Annotated in this window: 16 protein-coding genes; 9 read left to right on the forward strand and 7 right to left on the reverse strand. The window is 70.5% G+C overall.

Annotated features, from left to right (window positions below; translation table 11 throughout):
• Positions 1-59: 59 nt before the first annotated feature.
• A complete protein-coding gene (locus tag K3U96_RS19890) occupies positions 60-533 on the forward strand; it encodes a gamma-glutamylcyclotransferase family protein (protein ID WP_220690846.1) in 474 nt (157 codons plus the stop codon).
• A 69-nt stretch (positions 534-602) separates the two neighbouring features.
• Here K3U96_RS19890 and K3U96_RS19895 read toward each other — a convergent pair whose 3' ends face one another.
• The 3 genes from K3U96_RS19895 to K3U96_RS19905 all read right to left on the reverse strand — a co-directional run bounded on the left by K3U96_RS19895 (position 603) and on the right by K3U96_RS19905 (position 4,001).
• Entirely contained in the window at positions 603-1,490 is an 888-nt protein-coding gene (locus K3U96_RS19895; protein WP_220690847.1) for a type IV toxin-antitoxin system AbiEi family antitoxin, read from the reverse strand.
• A gap of 160 nt (positions 1,491-1,650) precedes the next feature.
• Positions 1,651-2,823 (reverse strand): amidohydrolase, encoded by a 1,173-nt coding sequence (locus tag K3U96_RS19900; RefSeq protein ID WP_220690848.1) that lies wholly within the window; start codon positions 2,821-2,823, stop codon positions 1,651-1,653.
• On the reverse strand, positions 2,820-4,001 hold the full coding sequence (locus K3U96_RS19905) for a M20 family metallopeptidase (protein ID WP_069403795.1): 1,182 nt from the start codon (positions 3,999-4,001) through the stop codon (positions 2,820-2,822). The genes K3U96_RS19900 and K3U96_RS19905 overlap by 4 nt, the downstream gene beginning before the upstream one ends.
• Positions 4,002-4,058: 57 nt before the next feature.
• On the opposite strand from K3U96_RS19905, the gene K3U96_RS19910 reads away from it, so the two are divergent.
• Together K3U96_RS19910 and K3U96_RS19915 are read left to right on the forward strand one after the other, a co-directional pair.
• The gene (locus K3U96_RS19910) at positions 4,059-4,853 is read left to right on the forward strand and encodes a purine-nucleoside phosphorylase (RefSeq protein WP_220690849.1); all 795 of its coding nucleotides are present in this window, start codon (positions 4,059-4,061) and stop codon (positions 4,851-4,853) included.
• Positions 4,854-4,897: 44 nt separating this feature from the next.
• Positions 4,898-6,535: a phospho-sugar mutase gene (locus K3U96_RS19915; protein WP_220690850.1), complete on the forward strand. Its 1,638-nt coding sequence runs from the start codon at positions 4,898-4,900 to the stop codon at positions 6,533-6,535.
• 36 nt (positions 6,536-6,571) lie between these two features.
• Here the strand turns inward: K3U96_RS19915 and upp are convergent, their stop codons facing one another.
• On the reverse strand, positions 6,572-7,195 hold the full coding sequence (gene upp / locus K3U96_RS19920; RefSeq protein ID WP_220690851.1) for a uracil phosphoribosyltransferase: 624 nt from the start codon (positions 7,193-7,195) through the stop codon (positions 6,572-6,574).
• Positions 7,196-7,244: 49 nt separating this feature from the next.
• Here upp and K3U96_RS19925 point away from each other — a divergent pair, with 49 nt between their 5' ends.
• The 4 genes from K3U96_RS19925 to K3U96_RS19940 are packed head-to-tail and all read left to right on the forward strand — an operon-like array spanning position 7,245 to position 10,879.
• Positions 7,245-7,529: a type VII secretion target gene (locus K3U96_RS19925; RefSeq protein WP_220690852.1), complete on the forward strand. Its 285-nt coding sequence runs from the start codon at positions 7,245-7,247 to the stop codon at positions 7,527-7,529.
• 2 nt (positions 7,530-7,531) lie between these two features.
• Positions 7,532-8,605 carry a C40 family peptidase gene (locus K3U96_RS19930; protein WP_220690853.1) on the forward strand — a complete coding sequence of 358 codons (1,074 nt, stop codon included), beginning with the start codon at positions 7,532-7,534 and terminating at the stop codon, positions 8,603-8,605.
• Positions 8,606-8,639: 34 nt separating this feature from the next.
• Positions 8,640-9,923, forward strand: coding sequence for a protein export chaperone SatS (satS, locus tag K3U96_RS19935; protein WP_220690854.1), 1,284 nt, complete (start codon positions 8,640-8,642; stop codon positions 9,921-9,923).
• Positions 9,923-10,879: an NAD(P)H-dependent flavin oxidoreductase gene (locus K3U96_RS19940; RefSeq protein ID WP_220690855.1), complete on the forward strand. Its 957-nt coding sequence runs from the start codon at positions 9,923-9,925 to the stop codon at positions 10,877-10,879. Before satS ends, K3U96_RS19940 begins: the two co-directional genes overlap by 1 nt.
• Here K3U96_RS19940 and K3U96_RS19945 read toward each other — a convergent pair.
• The 3 genes from K3U96_RS19945 to K3U96_RS19955 all read right to left on the reverse strand — a co-directional run bounded on the left by K3U96_RS19945 (position 10,876) and on the right by K3U96_RS19955 (position 13,751).
• Entirely contained in the window at positions 10,876-11,964 is a 1,089-nt protein-coding gene (locus K3U96_RS19945; protein ID WP_220690856.1) for an adenosine deaminase, read from the reverse strand. The two genes, K3U96_RS19940 and K3U96_RS19945, sit on opposite strands and share 4 nt — an antisense overlap.
• On the reverse strand, positions 11,961-13,259 hold the full coding sequence (locus tag K3U96_RS19950; RefSeq protein ID WP_220690857.1) for a thymidine phosphorylase: 1,299 nt from the start codon (positions 13,257-13,259) through the stop codon (positions 11,961-11,963). The genes K3U96_RS19945 and K3U96_RS19950 overlap by 4 nt, the downstream gene beginning before the upstream one ends.
• Before the next feature lie 81 nt (positions 13,260-13,340).
• Complete coding sequence (locus K3U96_RS19955; protein WP_220690858.1) at positions 13,341-13,751, reverse strand: cytidine deaminase; 411 nt, start codon at positions 13,749-13,751, stop codon at positions 13,341-13,343.
• A gap of 241 nt (positions 13,752-13,992) precedes the next feature.
• Between K3U96_RS19955 and sdhC the strand changes: the two genes are divergently transcribed.
• Together sdhC and K3U96_RS19965 are read left to right on the forward strand one after the other, a co-directional pair.
• Positions 13,993-14,433, forward strand: a complete 441-nt coding sequence (gene sdhC / locus K3U96_RS19960; RefSeq protein ID WP_084223647.1) for a succinate dehydrogenase, cytochrome b556 subunit — start codon at positions 13,993-13,995, stop codon at positions 14,431-14,433.
• Positions 14,434-14,492: 59 nt separating this feature from the next.
• Positions 14,493-14,915 (forward strand): succinate dehydrogenase hydrophobic membrane anchor subunit, encoded by a 423-nt coding sequence (locus K3U96_RS19965; protein WP_230982539.1) that lies wholly within the window; start codon positions 14,493-14,495, stop codon positions 14,913-14,915.

The following is a 14,915-nucleotide window of genomic DNA, read 5'->3' on the forward strand; positions in this document are numbered from 1 at the left end:
AACCTAACGAAGCGGGACGTTGATCGCCCTGTCGACGCACGACCGCTTACTCTTTGTCCGTGCCGCTCTATGCCGCTTACGGATCCAACATGCATCCGGAGCAGATGTTGCAGCGTGCGCCCCATTCGCCGATGGCCGGTACGGGGTGGCTGCATGGATGGCGGCTGACGTTCGCCGGTGCGGACATCGGCTGGGAGGGTGCGCTGGCGACCCTGGTCGAAGATCCGCTGTCGAAGGTGTTCGTCGTGCTTTACGACATGACCAGGGACGACGAGGCCAACCTGGACCGCTGGGAGGGTTCGGAGCTGGGCTTTCACAAGAAGATCCGATGTCGGGTGCACCGGTTGTCCTCGGACACCACCACCGACCCGGTGCTGGCCTGGCTGTACGTCGTCGACGCCTGGGAGGGCGGTCTGCCGTCGGCGCGCTATCTCGGGGTCATGGCCGATGCAGCCGAAATCGCGGGAGCCCCGCCCGAGTACGTGCACGATCTGCGGACTAGGCCGGCACTGAACATCGGTCCGGGGTCCTAGGCTTCCATTCCCGCGAGCGACCGTGTCTGCACGCCCACTCGCGGCGTGTCGCCGCGCATTTGGGGTCACTCACGCCGCGCGAGCGCGTCGAAGTTGTGTGTCGATCCGAGCGACGAATTCCCGCGACCGGTACCGCACGTCGTCGAACACGATCGCGATGACCACCCACCGGACGTCCATCAACGCCATCGTCCGACGACGGTCCCGCCGCATCGCTTCGGGTCCGCTGTGCCATGCGAGACCGTCATACTCCACCGCCACCCGCAGCTCAGGCCACGCGAAGTCGAGGCGTCGCAACTCGCCGTTTCCGTCGATGACTTCGTACTGCAACTCTGGAATCGGCAGACCACCGTCGATCATCGCCAGGCGAGCCTCGCTCTCCATCGGTGACTCGGCACGCGGATCGGCCAGCGGAATCAAGTCGCGCACCGCGGCGATTCCCCGTCGCCCGGCCTGCCCCGTCGCGGCACGCCACAGGTCGGCACGCTGACAGGTTCCGCTGCGTAGCGCGGCGTCCATGGTGGCCAGTGCTCGCGGACGTCGCAGCGAACACGCGACCTCCACCGCGGTCCACGCCGGGGCGGTTGCCCGTCGCCCCTGAGCAACGGCGAGCGGGGCGCCGTCGCGGCGGTGCACCACCAAGCCGTCGGCTGATCGCAGCCGGGATCCCGGCGGGCTGAGCACGTGCAGATCGGCCGGTTCTTCGACGTCGAAGCCATACAGCGCCGCCGCGGTGTTGAGGCAGACCGCGACTTCGGCACCGCAGGACAGATCCAGTCCACGCAACCGCAGGATGTCGTCGGGCTCGCCGAGACAGTAGATGCCATGCCAGATGCGTTCCAGCACACCCGTGTTCACCGCTCGGTCAAAGGCCCGCCTGGTGGTGTGGTTCAGGATCTGGCCGCTGTTGGCGACGCCCCCCTGCTCGTCGAATAGTCGTTTCAGCTCCGTGTTCACGTTGGCGATTGTGGGCCGCCATGACCCGCCGCGACAGGGCCTCGCGCCTCATCTGTGGATGAATGGCCGGTTGTGGATACTCACCGGGCGCGAGCGACCCGAAAATGCACGCCATCCGCGGTGTGTCGGTGTGCAGACACGGTCGGTCGCGGAAAAGAAATCAGAACCGGGCCGCTTGGTCGACGATGTTGACCAGCACCCGCACGCCGACCGCCAGCGCGCGCTCGTCGATGTCGAACGTCGGCTGATGCAGATCCAGTTGCGGCCCGCGACCCGACCACACGCCCAGCCGCGCCATCGCGCCGGGCACCTCCTCGAGGTACCACGAGAAGTCCTCGCCGCCGCCGGACTGGCGGGTATCGGCGAGCACGTCGGGCCCGATCTCCTCGATCGCGTGCATCAGGATGCGGGTGGAGATCTCCTCGTTGACGACCGGCGGCACCCCGCGCCGGTACTGCACGCTGTGCTCGATGCCCAGCGGCGCCAACAGTGCTGAAACCGTTTCCCGCACAATCGCTTCCAGCGTCTCCCAGGTGTCGCGGCTGGCGGTTCGGATGGTGCCGGCCAACGTGCCGGTCTGCGGGATCGCGTTGGCCGCCACCCCGGCGTTGACCGCGCCCCACACCATGACGGTGCTGTTGCGCGGGTCGATGCGCCGCGACAGCACGCCGGGCACCCCGGTGATCAGCGTGCCGAGCCCGTAGACGAGGTCACCGGTCAGATGCGGGCGCGACGTGTGTCCGCCCGCCGAGTTCAGCGTCACCTCGAGCTGATCGGCCGCCGAGGTGATCGGGCCGGCGCGCACCGCCACCCGCCCGACCGCGAGCCGAGGGTCGCAGTGCAGCGCGAAGATCCGCGACACCCCGCTGAGCGCGCCCGCGGCGATCGCGTCGATCGCACCGCCTGGCATCAGTTCCTCGGCGGCCTGAAAGACCAGCCGCACCCCCACCGGTAGTTCGGGCACCGACGCCAACGCCAGCGCCGCTCCCAACAACATCGCGGTGTGCGCGTCGTGTCCGCAGGCGTGCGCGACGTTGGGCACCACCGACGCGAACGGTCTGCCGGTGCGGTCGGCCATCGGCAGCGCGTCCATGTCGGCGCGCAGCGCGATCCGCGGGCCGTGTTCGGGGCCGAAGTCACACGTCAGCCCCGTGCCGCCGGGCAGCACCTTGGGGTTGAGCCCGGCGTCGGCCAGCCGGGACGCGACGAACTGCGTGGTGCCGAACTCCTGACGCCCCAGCTCCGGATGGGCGTGAATGTGCCTGCGCCAGCCCACCAGCTCCTCGGAGTGCGCCGACAGCCAGCGCGCCGCGGCGTGCCGCAGGACGGTCATGCCGCCCGCCTCGCCTGCAGGCCCAGCACCCGGTCGCGTTCGGCGGGCGTCTCGGCCAGCCGCACCACCGTGCGCGCCAACATGATCGCGCCCTCGATGACGGCCCGGTCGGCGCTTGGCCCGGCCGCCGCCGCCGCGAACGCCGGCTGGTGCACCGAGGCGCCGCCGGCGTCGATGCCGACGATCGGGTGGATGCCGGGCATCACCTGGGTGACGTTGCCCATGTCGGTGCTGCCCAGCGGTGACGTCGCCTCGACCTCGGGGGGCACCGGGCTGCGCCCGACCCGAAGCATCTCGGCGCGGAACGTCTCGGCAAGCCACGGGTCGGGGGTGAGCTCGGCGTAGGCCGGCTCGGTCTCGGTCACCCGGTAGTCGCAACCGGTGGCCACCGCGCCGGCCAGAAAGCAGTCGGCCATGCGTTGTTCGAGCCCGCGCAGCGAGCCCGCGTCGTCGGCGCGCATCGTGTACTGCATCTCCGCGCGCGCCGGGATGACGTTGGCGGCCTGCCCGCCGTCGGTGACGATGCCGTGCACCATCTGGCCGGGCGCCAGTTGTTGGCGCAGCAGCCCGATGGCCACCTGCGCGACGGTGATCGCGTCGACGGCGTTGACGCCGCGGTAGGGCGCGACGGCCGCGTGCGCTTCCCGGCCGTCGTAGCGGACCGCCACCTGCGAGAGCGCCAGCGAGCGGGCGGCGGCGATGTCGAACGGTCCGGGATGCAGCATCACCGTCGCGGCGATGTCGTCGAACACGCCTGCCTCCAGCATCAGCACCTTGCCGCCGCCGGCCTCCTCGGCGGGCGTGCCGAGCAGCACCACGGTCAGCCCGAGGTCGTCGGCCACTTCGGCCAGCGCCAGCGCGGTGCCGACGGCCGAGGCGGCGATGATGTTGTGCCCGCAGGCATGTCCGATGCCGGGCAGCGCGTCGTACTCGGCGCACACGCCGATGACGAGCGGGCCGCTGCCGTACTCGGCGCGAAACGCGGTGTCCAGCCCGGCCGGCGCGCGCGTGACGGTGAAGCCGTGTTCGGCCGCGAGGGCCTGCGTCTTGGCGCAGCTGTGATGTTCGGCGAACGCGAGTTCGGGTTCGGCGTGGAGGGAATGGGAAAGCTCCACCAGGTCGCCACGGCGTCGGGTGACGGCGTCTTCGACGCAACTCGACGCGGTGGAGGTGGGCATCCTGGAAGTATCTCACTGCGCCGATGGCGCCCGATTTCGACGGTTAAGCTGCGCACCGTGACGACCCCGGACGCGGTGGCCCGTGAAGCGGCGGCCGCCATCAGCGACCGCACCGGCGTCGCGCGCCACGACGTCGCGGTGGTCCTCGGCTCGGGCTGGGCGCCGGCCGCCGAGCAGTTCGGCGATCCGGTGGCCGCGGTGCCCGTGGCCGAGTTGCCCGGGTTCACCCCGCCCACCGCGCAGGGCCACGGCGGCCAGGTGCTGTCCACGCGGGTCGGCGAGCGGCGGGTGCTGGTGTTCGTCGGGCGGATCCATGCTTACGAGGGGCACGAGCTGCGTCATGTGGTGCATCCGGTGCGCGCCGCGTGCGCGGGCGGGGTGCGCACGGTCGTGCTGACCAACGCCGCCGGTGGGCTGCGCGACGATCTCGCGGTGGGCCAGCCGGTGCTGATCAGCGACCACCTCAACCTGACCGGGCGGTCGCCGTTGGTCGGCGCGCAGTTCGTCGACCTGGTCGGCGCCTACTCGCCGCGGCTGCGCGCCGTCGCCCGCGAGATCGACCCGACGCTGGCCGAAGGGGTGTACGCCGGCCTGGTCGGGCCGCACTACGAGACGCCTGCCGAAATCCGCATGCTGCGCACGCTGGGCGCCGACCTGGTCGGCATGTCGACCGTGCATGAAACGATCGCCGCCCGCGCGGCCGGCGCCGAGGTGCTGGCCGTGTCGCTGGTGACGAACCTGGCGGCGGGGATGACGGGGCAGCCGCTGAACCACGAGGAAGTGCTGGCGGCGGGTCGGCGGTCGGCCACGCGGATGGGTGACCTGCTGGCCGGGGTCATCACGCAGATCTGACGGCAACCGGGCTTATCCGCTACGAAAGTGGGCACACTAGCCGCATGACGTTGTCGCGGACCTCGACCACCGCGCAGGAGTGGATTGCCCACGACCCCGATCCCCGAACCGCCGCCGAGCTCAGACAATGCAGTGAAGAAGAGCTCGCCGAGCGCTTTGCGCATCCGTTGACGTTCGGAACGGCGGGGTTGCGCGGCCCGCTGCGCGGTGGGCCCAACGGGATGAACCTGGCCGTCGTGCTGCGCGCGACGTGGGCGGTGGCCAAGGTGTTACGCGACCGCGGGCTGTCGGGCCAAAACGTCGTCGTCGGACGCGACGCCAGGCACGGCTCTGACGAGTTCGCCTTGGCCGCTGCTGAAGTCTTTGCCGCTCAAGGCTTTACCGTCACGCTGATGTTCACGGCGGTGCCGACCCCCGTGGTGCCGTTCGCCGTGCGCCTGCAGTCGGCGGTCGCCGGGGTCATGATCACCGCATCGCACAACCCACCGAGCGACAACGGGTACAAGGTGTACTTCGAAGGCGGCTTCCCGATCGTGGCGCCGGTCGACCGCGAGATCGAGCAGGCGATGGCCGAGGCGCCGCACGCCGACGAGATCCAGCGCGCGGCCGTGGAACCCTCCGGGGTCAACGAGGTGCAGCGCTTCGTCGAACGGGCCGCACAGGTGCGCCACACGCACGGTTCGGTGCGGGTGGCGCTCACCCCGCTGCACGGCGTCGGCGGCGAGATCGTGATGGACGCGCTGGTGCGTGCCGGGTTCGCCGACGTGCACGTGGTCGACGAGCAGTTCGCGCCCGACCCCGACTTCCCCACCGTGTCATCGCCGAACCCCGAAGACCCCGGTGCGACCGAGGCGCTGCTCAAGCTGGCCGCCGACGTCGATGCCGACGTCGCCGTCGCGCTGGACCCCGACGCCGACCGGTGCGCGATCGGCGTGCCCACACCCGATGGCTGGCGGATGCTTTCCGGTGACGAGACAGGTTGGCTGCTCGGCGATTACATCCTGTCGCAGATCGAGCCCGGCCCGGTCACCGAGGCCACGGTGGTGGCCAGCACGGTGGTGTCCTCGCGGTTGCTGGCCGACATCGCCGCCGAGCACGGCGCACGCCACGTCGAAACCCTCACCGGGTTCAAGTGGCTGTCACGTGCCGACACGGAGCTTCCCGGCTGCACGCTGGTGTACGCCTACGAGGAGGCGATCGGCCACTGCGTCGACCCGATGGCGGTCCGGGACAAGGACGGCATCAGCGCGACGGTGCTGGCGTGCGACCTGGTCACCGCGATGCAGCACCGCGGACACACGCTGCTCGACGCGCTCGACGACCTGGCCCGCCGCCACGGTGTGCACGCCACCACCGCGGTGTCGCGGCGCGTCGAGGACGCGCACGAGGCGGCGGCGGTGATGGACCGGCTGCGCCGCACCCCACCCGAGCACCTGGCCGGCTTCGAAGTCGCGCTCACCGACCTGCGCGACGCCGATCCTCCGCTGCGCACCGACGCGTTGGTCCTGTCGGGTGGTGACGGGCCGACCTGGCTGCGGCTGGTGGTGCGCCCTTCGGGTACTGAGCCGAAAGTCAAGTCCTACATCGAGGTTCGGTGCGGGGAGGTCGGTGACCTCGACGAGACGAGGGCCCACGCGCGACGCCTGCTTGACGAGGTGGCCGCGGTCGCCGAACGCTTCTGACTCCTGCCCGTTCACCGCGAGCAGACGAAAGAACGGTCAGCGCGGACCGAACTGGCGGTCGCCTGCGTCGCCGAGGCCCGGCACGATGTAGGCGATGTCGTTGAGGCACTCGTCGATGGTGGCGGTGAACAGCCGCAGATTCGGGGCCACCTTCTCCAGCGCCGCAAGGCCTTCCGGAGCGGCCACCACGCAGATCGCGGTGATGTCCATGGCGTTGCGTGACACCAGCAGCGCGATGGTGTGCGCCATCGAACCGCCGGTCGCGAGCATCGGATCCAGCACGATCACCGGCTGATTGCTCAGATCGTCGGGCAGCGACTCCAGATACGGCGTGGGCGTCAACGTTTCCTCGTTACGCGCGACGCCGACGAAGCCGACCAGCGCCTCGGGGATCAGCGCGTGGGCCTGGTCGACCATGCCCAGCCCGGCGCGCAGCACCGGCACGAGAAGCGGCGGGTTGGTCAGCCGGCAACCGGTGGTTTCCGCGATCGGGGTGCGCACCCTCACCTGCTCGACGGGCATGTCGCGGGTGGCCTCGTAGACCAGCATCAGCGTCAGGTCGCGCAGCGCCGCGCGGAAGGACGCGTTGCCGGTGGCCTCGTCGCGCAGGGTGGTCAGCCGCGCCGCGGCCAGCGGGTGGTCGACGACGCGCACATCCATGCGCCGAACCTTAATGGAACCGATCGCGCGCGCTGTGCGTCCTAACCGCATGTTCGCCGATACCGATGCGATCCGCGCCCTGGGATCCGCCACCACCGCCCATGCCGCCGCACTCACCGACGTTGCCGCCGTGTTGGCGTCCCTGCCGCCGCCGGACCTGGGTCCGATCGGCGAGCGGTTCACGGCCGCGCTGGCGCAGGCGGCCGCGGACGGCGCGCGCACCCTCGCCGCGCTGAGTGACCGGTTGGCGTCGTCGGGACGCACCGCCCACGCCGCTGCCGCCGCATACGACGCCGCCGACGGCGGCGCGGGCGCCCGCATCGCCGGCATCTGACGATGCCTGGTGCGCTGGTGGCCGCGTTGTCGTCGCCGATACGCGAGCTGCAGTCCGTGGTCGGTTCGGGTGCGGGAGGCCACGCCGCGGATCCGGCCGTCGTGCTCGGCACCGTGCGCGATGCGCTCGGTGACGTGGCGGCATCCGTGCGGGGGTCGGTGCGCCACGCACATGCGTGGTGGTCGGGTGCGGGCGCCGACGGTGCGGCGGATTACCTCGATGCGACGGTCAGTGCCGTCGAGGAAATCGCCGACCATGTCGACCGGCTGAGCACCGCGGCGCGCACCGCGGCCCACGCCGGCGCGCAGGCCCGCGCCCGGTTGCAGGCGATCGTCGAGGACTTCGAGGCCCGCGCCGCCGCGCTGGAGCCTTATCTCGACACCCCCGGCGCGATGGAGACGCTGCTGGCCGAGGCGCGACGCTCGGTCCAGGAGGCCGCCGCCGTCATCGCGGAACTGGAAGCCGAACTCGACGGCCGCGCCGCGGCGCTGCCGACCTCAGCGCCGGCGGCCGTGCCGGCGCCGACGTCGCCGGCCGGGATGACCAGCCCGTCGATACCGGCGATGCCCGCGATCGGCGGCGGGTCGGCGGGTTCGGGCCTCGGTGGTGGGTGGGCTGAGCTGGCGTCCCTGTCGCGCCCGGACGTCACGGCGCCGACACCGGACGCCGCGACGTTCGGCGACGGGGTCGCGGTGCGGCTGCCCGACGGCAGCGTCGCGACGGCGCCCAACGCGGTGGCCGCCAGCGCCGTGCGCCATGCGTTGACGCAGCTGGGGGTGCCGTACGAGTGGGGCGGCACCACCCCGGGCATCGGCCTGGACTGCAGCGGCCTGACCCAGTGGGCCTATGACGAAGCGGGACTGGCGATCCCGCGGCTGGCGCAGGAACAGGACGTGGGTGCCGCCGTGGACGCGAGTTCGCTGCGCCCCGGCGACCTCGCGGTGTGGGACGGTCACGTCGCGATGGTCGTGGGCAACGGCACGATGATCGAGGCCGGTGATCCGGTCAGGCTGTCGCCAATCCGCACCGAGAACGCCGGACAGGGCTTCCAGGGCTTCTGGCGCCCGACGGCGTGAGGCCCTGCCAGACCCGGTGGTTAGGCTGTGCGCCATGGCTGCTGACATCGTGCCGATCCGGCTCGGGCTGACCAAGGGTGACCTGTACACGCTGTGGGCTCCACGCTGGCGCGACGCCGGCGACGAGTGGGAGGCCTTCCTCGGCAAGGGCGACGACCTGTATGCGTTCGAATCCGTGGCCGACATGGTCGCGTTCGTCAGGACCAACGACGACAACGACCTCAACGACCATCCGGCGTGGGAGAAGCTGACCGGGGCCAACGCGCACCGGCTCGATCCCCCGGAGGACCGCCAGTTCGACATCATCGGCGTGGAGGAACTGCTCGCCGACAAGCCCAACGAGGATTCGGTGACGCGTCTGCACCGCACGCTGGCCGTCGTCTCGGCCATCGGCTCGGTGTGTGAACTCGCGCCGATCACCAAGTTCTTCAACGGCAACCCGGTGCTGGGCACGCTGGGCGGCGGCGTCGAGGCGTTCGGCGGCCGCAGCGGCCGCAAGCGCTGGGCGGAGATCTTGACGGTGGTGCACCGCGGCTGGGACGGCGTGATCGACGCGCTCGACGAGGTGATCACCATCCCCGACGTCGACGCGGCCGCCGCCAAGAAAGCCGAGGCCGAGTTGGCCGAATCCGCCCCCGAGCCCGAGGCGGAAGACGACCCGATCGCAGAGCTCGACGCCGAGACCCCGGCCGATGAGGCCGGCGACGGGGAATCCGATGCGCTCGCCGCCCAGGCCACGAACCTGGTGTTGGGCAGCGACGAGGACTTCTGGATCAAGGTCGGCATCGATCCGGTGCGGATCATGGCCAGCGCGGGCACCTACTACACGTTGCGCTGCTACCTCGATGACCGCCCGGTCTTCTTGGGCCGCAACGGACGGATCAGCGTGTTCGGCTCCGAACGCGCGCTGGCGCGCTACCTGGCCGACGAGCACGACCATGACCTGTCCGATCTGGCCACCTACGACGACATCCGCACCGCGGCCACCGACGGGTCGCTGCGGGTCGACGTCAGCGACGAGAACGTCTACGTGCTGACCGGCCTGGTCGACGACGTCGCCGAGGGTCCCGACGCGCTGGACCGCGACCAGCTGGAGCTGGCCGTCGAACTGCTCAGGGACGTCGGCGATTACGCCGAGGACACCACGGTGCAGCAGACCCTCGAGGCCGATCAGCCGCTGGGCCGGCTGTTCGCCCACGTCCTGGATCCCAAGAAGGTGAGCCGCCCCGCGGCGCCGTACGCCAAGGCCGTGCAGCAGTGGGAGTCGCTGGAGGCGTTTGTGGAGTCGCGGCTGCGCCCGGAGCAAGCCTACGGCTGATGCTTGCCACCGACTGGTCGGCCCGGATGGGGCTTCGGGTGCCGATCGTCAACGCGCCGATGGGCGGGGTGGCCGGCGCTGCGCTGGCCGCCGCGGTGTCGCGGGCAGGCGGGCTGGGCATGCTCGGGATGGGCAGCTCGGCTTCACGGGCCAAGCTCGAGACCGAGTTGATCGGCCTCTCCGGCCTGGATTTCCCGTTCGGCATCGGCCTGGTGGACTGGGTCGCCGCCGCCGAACCCGGGCTGCTGGACGCGGCGCTGGCCGCCCGTCCCGCGCTGCTCTCGGTGGGTTTCGGTGACGACTTCTCCTGGGTGGCGCCGGCCCGCGACGCCGGGGTCACCACCGCGACCCAGGTGGGCGATCTGGCCGCGGCACAGCGCGCGGTCGACGCCGGCGTCGACGTGCTGATCGCGCGGGGCACCGAAGGCGGGGGCCACGGCGCACCCCGGGTGGGCACCCTGCCGCTGCTCACCTCGGTGCTCGACCGCCACTCGCTGCCGGTGCTGGCCGCGGGCGGGATCTCCTCGGGCCGCGGCGTGGCCGCGGTGCTGGCCGCGGGCGCGGCGGCGGCGTGGGTGGGCACCGCGTTCAGCGCGTGCCTCGAAGCGTCCGTCACCCCCGCCGTGCGCAACGCCCTGCTCGACGCACACGACACCGACACCGTGACCACCCGGGTCTTCGACGTCGCGCAGGGCTATCCGTGGCCGGCGACACTTCCAGAACGGGTGCTGCGCAACGCATTTACCGACAAGTGGGACGGCAGGGAAACCGAACTGACCGGCGCCGAGCGCGAGGCGCTCGCCGCTGCCGTCGCCGCCGGGGACCACCGGATGGCGCCGGTCAACGCCGGGCAGGGCGTCGGGGTGTTGGACACCGTCGCATCCGCCGCCGACGTCGTCGAGACGCTGTGCGCCGATGCGGCCCGGTTGCTTGGCCGCTGGGCCGGGCAGCGTTAGCCGATCAGCACGGCGTAGCGCGGCTTGATCACGTCGTCGATGATCGCGAGCCGTTCGTGAAACGAGATGAACGCCGACTTCATCGCGTTGATCGTGAACCGCTGCAGATCGCTCCAGGTGTAGCCGAACGCCTCGACCAGCCGCAGCATCTCCTGGCTCATCGAGGTGTCGCTCATCAACCGGTTGTCGGTGTTCACGGTGACGCGGAACCGCAGGCGCGCCAACAGATCGAAGGGATGGTCTGCGATGCTGGCCACCGCGCCGGTCTGCACATTGCTGCTCGGACACATCTCGAACGGGATCCGCTTGTCGCGCAGCAGCGACGCCAGCCTGCCTAATCGGACGGGGCGGCCGGGCTCCTCGATGATGTCGTCGACGATCCGCACCCCGTGGCCCAACCGGTCGGCGCCGCAGTAGGCGATCGCCTCGTGGATGGACGGCAGCCCGAACGCCTCACCGGCGTGAATGGTGAAGCGCGCGTTGTTGCTCCGCATGTACTCGAACGCGTCGAGATGGCGCGTCGGCGGATGTCCGGCCTCGGCGCCTGCGATGTCGAAGCCGACGACGCCCTTGTCGCGGAAGCGGATCGCCAGCTTGGCGATCTCCAGCGACCGCGCGGCATGGCGCATCGCGGTGACCAGGCAGCGCACCGTGATGGCGCGGCCCTCGGCGGCGGCGGCCTTCTCCCCGTCGAGGAAACCGGCCAACACCGCGTCGACCACCGCGTCCAGCGACATCCCGCCGTCGATGTGCAGCTCCGGTGCGAACCGCACCTCGGCGTAGACGACGTTGTCGGCGGCGAGGTCCTCGACGCACTCGTAGGCAACGCGGTGCAGCGCCTCCGGGGTCTGCATCACCCCGACGGTGTGGGCGAACGGTTCGAGGTAGCGCACCAGCGATCCGCTGTGCGCGGCTGTGCGGACCGCGGTCGCCAGTTCGTCGGCGTCGGTGACGGGCAGCCCGGTGTAGCCGGTCGCCTCGGCCAGCTCGACGATGGTGGCCGGGCGCAGCCCGCCGTCGAGATGGTCGTGCAGCAGCGCCTTGGGGGCGCGACGGATGCTCTCCAGGGTCAGCGGCGTCGTCATGACGCCATCCGGTCGATGATCAACGGCCGTGCCGGGGGTGCTTCGTCGGCGACGGTGAAGCCGCCGTCCAGTTCGGCCACCGCGCCCGCGAACCGCTCCGGCGTGTCGGTGTAGAGCGTGAACAGCGCTTCGCCCGCGGTGACGGGCTCGCCGGGGCGCCGGTGGATGCGCAGCCCGGCGCCGGGCTGCACCTGCTCACCGGGGACCGAGCGGCCCGCGCCGAGCCGCCACACCGCCAGTCCCACTGCCAACGCGTCGATGCTTCCCATCGTGCCACCCCGCGGCGCGGTCACGGTCTCGGTGTGCGCCCCGACCGGCAGTTTTCGCGTCGCGTCGCCGCCCTGGGCCGCGACGAGGTCACGGAACCGGTCCATCGCCGACCCGTCGCGCAGCGTCTCGGCGGGGTCCACCCCGTCGATCCCGGCGGCGTCGAGCATCTCGGCGGCCAGCGCCACCGTCAGCTCCACGACGTCGGCGGGGCCGCCGCCGGCCAACACCTCCAGCGATTCCTCGACCTCGACCGCGTTACCGACGGCGCGGCCCAGCGGGGTGGACATGTCGGTCAGCAGCGCCCGGGTCACCAGCCCGGCCGCGGTGCCCAGATCGACCATCGTGCGGGCGAGCCGGCGCGACTCGGCCTCGGTCTTGAGGAACGCACCCGAACCCACCTTGGTGTCCAGCACCAGCGCGCGGGTGCCCTCGGCGATCTTCTTGCTCATCACCGAGCTGGCGATCAGGGGAAGCGACTCGGTGGTGGCGGTCACGTCACGCAGCGCGTAGATCCTGCGGTCGGCCGGAGCGAGGTCGCCGGCCGCGAAGATCGCGGCGCCCAGATCGCAAAGCTGTTGGCGGATCTGGGCTGTGGAGAGCTCCGCGGTGAAACCCGGGATGGATTCCAGCTTGTCGAGCGTGCCGCCGGTGTGGCCGAGCCCGCGCCCCGCCGCCTGCGGCACCGCGGCACCGCAGGCCATCACCACCGGAACCAGGGCGATGGTGATCTTGTCGCCCACCCCGCCGGTGGAGTGTTTGTCGACCAACGCCAGCGGTTTACCGTCGCGGCGCAGGTCAGAGAAGTCCAGCCGGTCTCCCGACGCGACCATGGCCGCCGTCCAGCGGGCGATCTCCGGGTCCGACATCCCGCGCAGGAAGATCGCCATCAACAGCGCCGCCATCTGCTCGTCGGCCACCCGGCCGTGCGTGTAGGCGTCGATCACCCAGTCGATCGCCGCGTCCGAGAGCGCGCCGCCGTCACGCTTGGTGCGGATCACCGTCGGCGCGTCAAATGGCTGCGGCATCGCCCCACCGCGCGTCGAATGTGGGGTTGTGCCACGCGTGCTCGCGAATCCCGTGCCGGTAACCCACGTTCGCGGCCGCGGTCATCGGGTTTCCTTGCGCCGGGCGAGATCCTGCGGGCCGAACGCGTCGGGCAACAGCTCACCGAGCGGTTTGGGGCTGCGCGGATGGTCGATCAGCATTTCGGGCCCGCCGTGCTCGAGCAGCACCTGCCTGCACCGCCCGCACGGCATCAGCAACTCCCCCGCCGCGTCCACGCACGACAGCGCGATCAGGCGTCCACCGCCACCGGAATGCAGGGCGCAGACCACTGCGCACTCGGCGCAGAGACCAAGGCCATATGAGATATTTTCCACATTGCAGCCGGTCACCACCCGACGGTCGTCGACCAGGGCCGCTGCGCCTACAGCGAACCCCGAATACGGCGCATACGCGCTAGCGCTGACGTCAGTTGCCTTGTGCCGCAACATTTCCCAGTCGATATCGGCCGTCATGCCACCTCCACTGGCCCGATTCTGGATGCGTTCCACTGTTCGGCGCCGCCACAGCGGCTGTGAAATTGCTAACCCTAACTTTCGCGTTTTTCGTGCACAGCCGGGTAAACCGTAGTTCGTTTAGTAGTGCGACTGGGATTAGAGTCGCCCCGAGGTTTGGGTGGAGAGCAAACCGGGCCGAACCACCGATGTTCGGCGGTGCGCGCCTCCGGTGCCCAAGCGTTCAGACGTTGGAGGCCAGATGAGTACTCAAACTTCGGGGGTGACGCCCGGGGGCACCGCGGTTGCCGCCCCGCAACCGAGGCCGTCGCGCAGACGCACCCTTTACCGGGGCGATCCGGGCATGTGGTCGTGGGTGCTGCACCGCATCACCGGCGCGACGATCTTCTTCTTCTTGTTCGTACACGTCCTGGACACCGCGCTGGTGCGGGTCAGCCCGCAGGCCTACAACGGAGTCATCGAGACCTACAAGACACCGATCGTCGGCCTGATGGAGATCGGGTTGGTCGTGGCGGTGCTCTACCACGCCCTCAACGGGATCAGAGTCATCCTCATCGACTTCTGGCAGCACGGACCGCGCTACCAACGGCAGATGCTGTGGGTGGTGGTCGGTGTGTTCCTGGCGGTGTTCATCCCCGCACTCGGGGTGATCGGCATGCACATGGCGGAGCGGTTCCTGTGAGCGCGCCGGCGGGAGAAAAGTGGACGCCGCATCACCGCGAGGGCCGCATCGCCCCGGTGATGGAGAAGGAGTACGACCGTCCGGCCAGCCTGGACCATCCGCGCGCGCCGCGCCGCGCCAGGGGGATCCCGTACTTCGAGAAGTACGCCTGGCTGTTCATGCGCTTTTCCGGGGTGGCGTTGGTGTTTCTGGCGCTGGGGCACCTGTTCGTCATGCTGATGTGGCAGGACGGCGTGTACCGCATCGACTTCAACTACGTCGCCGAACGCTGGGCCTCACCGTTCTGGCAGATCTGGGACATGGCGCTGCTGTGGCTGGCGATGCTGCACGGGGCCAACGGGATGCGCACCATCATCGGCGACTACTCGCGCAAGAACGTCACCAAGTTCTATCTCAATTCACTGTTGTTGCTGGCCACAGGGTTCACGTTGGTGCTGGGCACATACGTGCTCGTCACCTTCGACGCGAACATCGGGGTTTGA

Origin of the sequence: Mycolicibacterium holsaticum DSM 44478 = JCM 12374 (genome assembly GCF_019645835.1) — a bacterium.
In the GTDB taxonomy this organism is placed as follows: Bacteria; Actinomycetota; Actinomycetes; order Mycobacteriales; family Mycobacteriaceae; genus Mycobacterium; species Mycobacterium holsaticum.

Bases quoted from the DNA above. Each gene is read 5' to 3' on its own strand.
- K3U96_RS19900 (WP_220690848.1), bottom strand. From the start codon at position 2,823: ATGACCGTCCTGCGGCACGCCGCGGCGCGCTGGCTGTCGGCGCACTCC.
- K3U96_RS19905 (WP_069403795.1), bottom strand. From the start codon at position 4,001: ATGCCCACCTCCACCGCGTCGAGTTGCGTCGAAGACGCCGTCACCCGA.
- K3U96_RS19915 (WP_220690850.1), top strand. From the start codon at position 4,898: ATGACGTTGTCGCGGACCTCGACCACCGCGCAGGAGTGGATTGCCCAC.
- upp (WP_220690851.1), bottom strand. From the start codon at position 7,195: ATGGATGTGCGCGTCGTCGACCACCCGCTGGCCGCGGCGCGGCTGACC.
- K3U96_RS19925 (WP_220690852.1), top strand. From the start codon at position 7,245: ATGTTCGCCGATACCGATGCGATCCGCGCCCTGGGATCCGCCACCACC.
- K3U96_RS19930 (WP_220690853.1), top strand. From the start codon at position 7,532: ATGCCTGGTGCGCTGGTGGCCGCGTTGTCGTCGCCGATACGCGAGCTG.
- satS (WP_220690854.1), top strand. From the start codon at position 8,640: ATGGCTGCTGACATCGTGCCGATCCGGCTCGGGCTGACCAAGGGTGAC.
- K3U96_RS19940 (WP_220690855.1), top strand. From the start codon at position 9,923: ATGCTTGCCACCGACTGGTCGGCCCGGATGGGGCTTCGGGTGCCGATC.
- K3U96_RS19945 (WP_220690856.1), bottom strand. From the start codon at position 11,964: ATGACGACGCCGCTGACCCTGGAGAGCATCCGTCGCGCCCCCAAGGCG.
- K3U96_RS19950 (WP_220690857.1), bottom strand. From the start codon at position 13,259: ATGCCGCAGCCATTTGACGCGCCGACGGTGATCCGCACCAAGCGTGAC.
- K3U96_RS19955 (WP_220690858.1), bottom strand. From the start codon at position 13,751: ATGACGGCCGATATCGACTGGGAAATGTTGCGGCACAAGGCAACTGAC.
- sdhC (WP_084223647.1), top strand. From the start codon at position 13,993: ATGAGTACTCAAACTTCGGGGGTGACGCCCGGGGGCACCGCGGTTGCC.
- K3U96_RS19965 (WP_230982539.1), top strand. From the start codon at position 14,493: ATGGAGAAGGAGTACGACCGTCCGGCCAGCCTGGACCATCCGCGCGCG.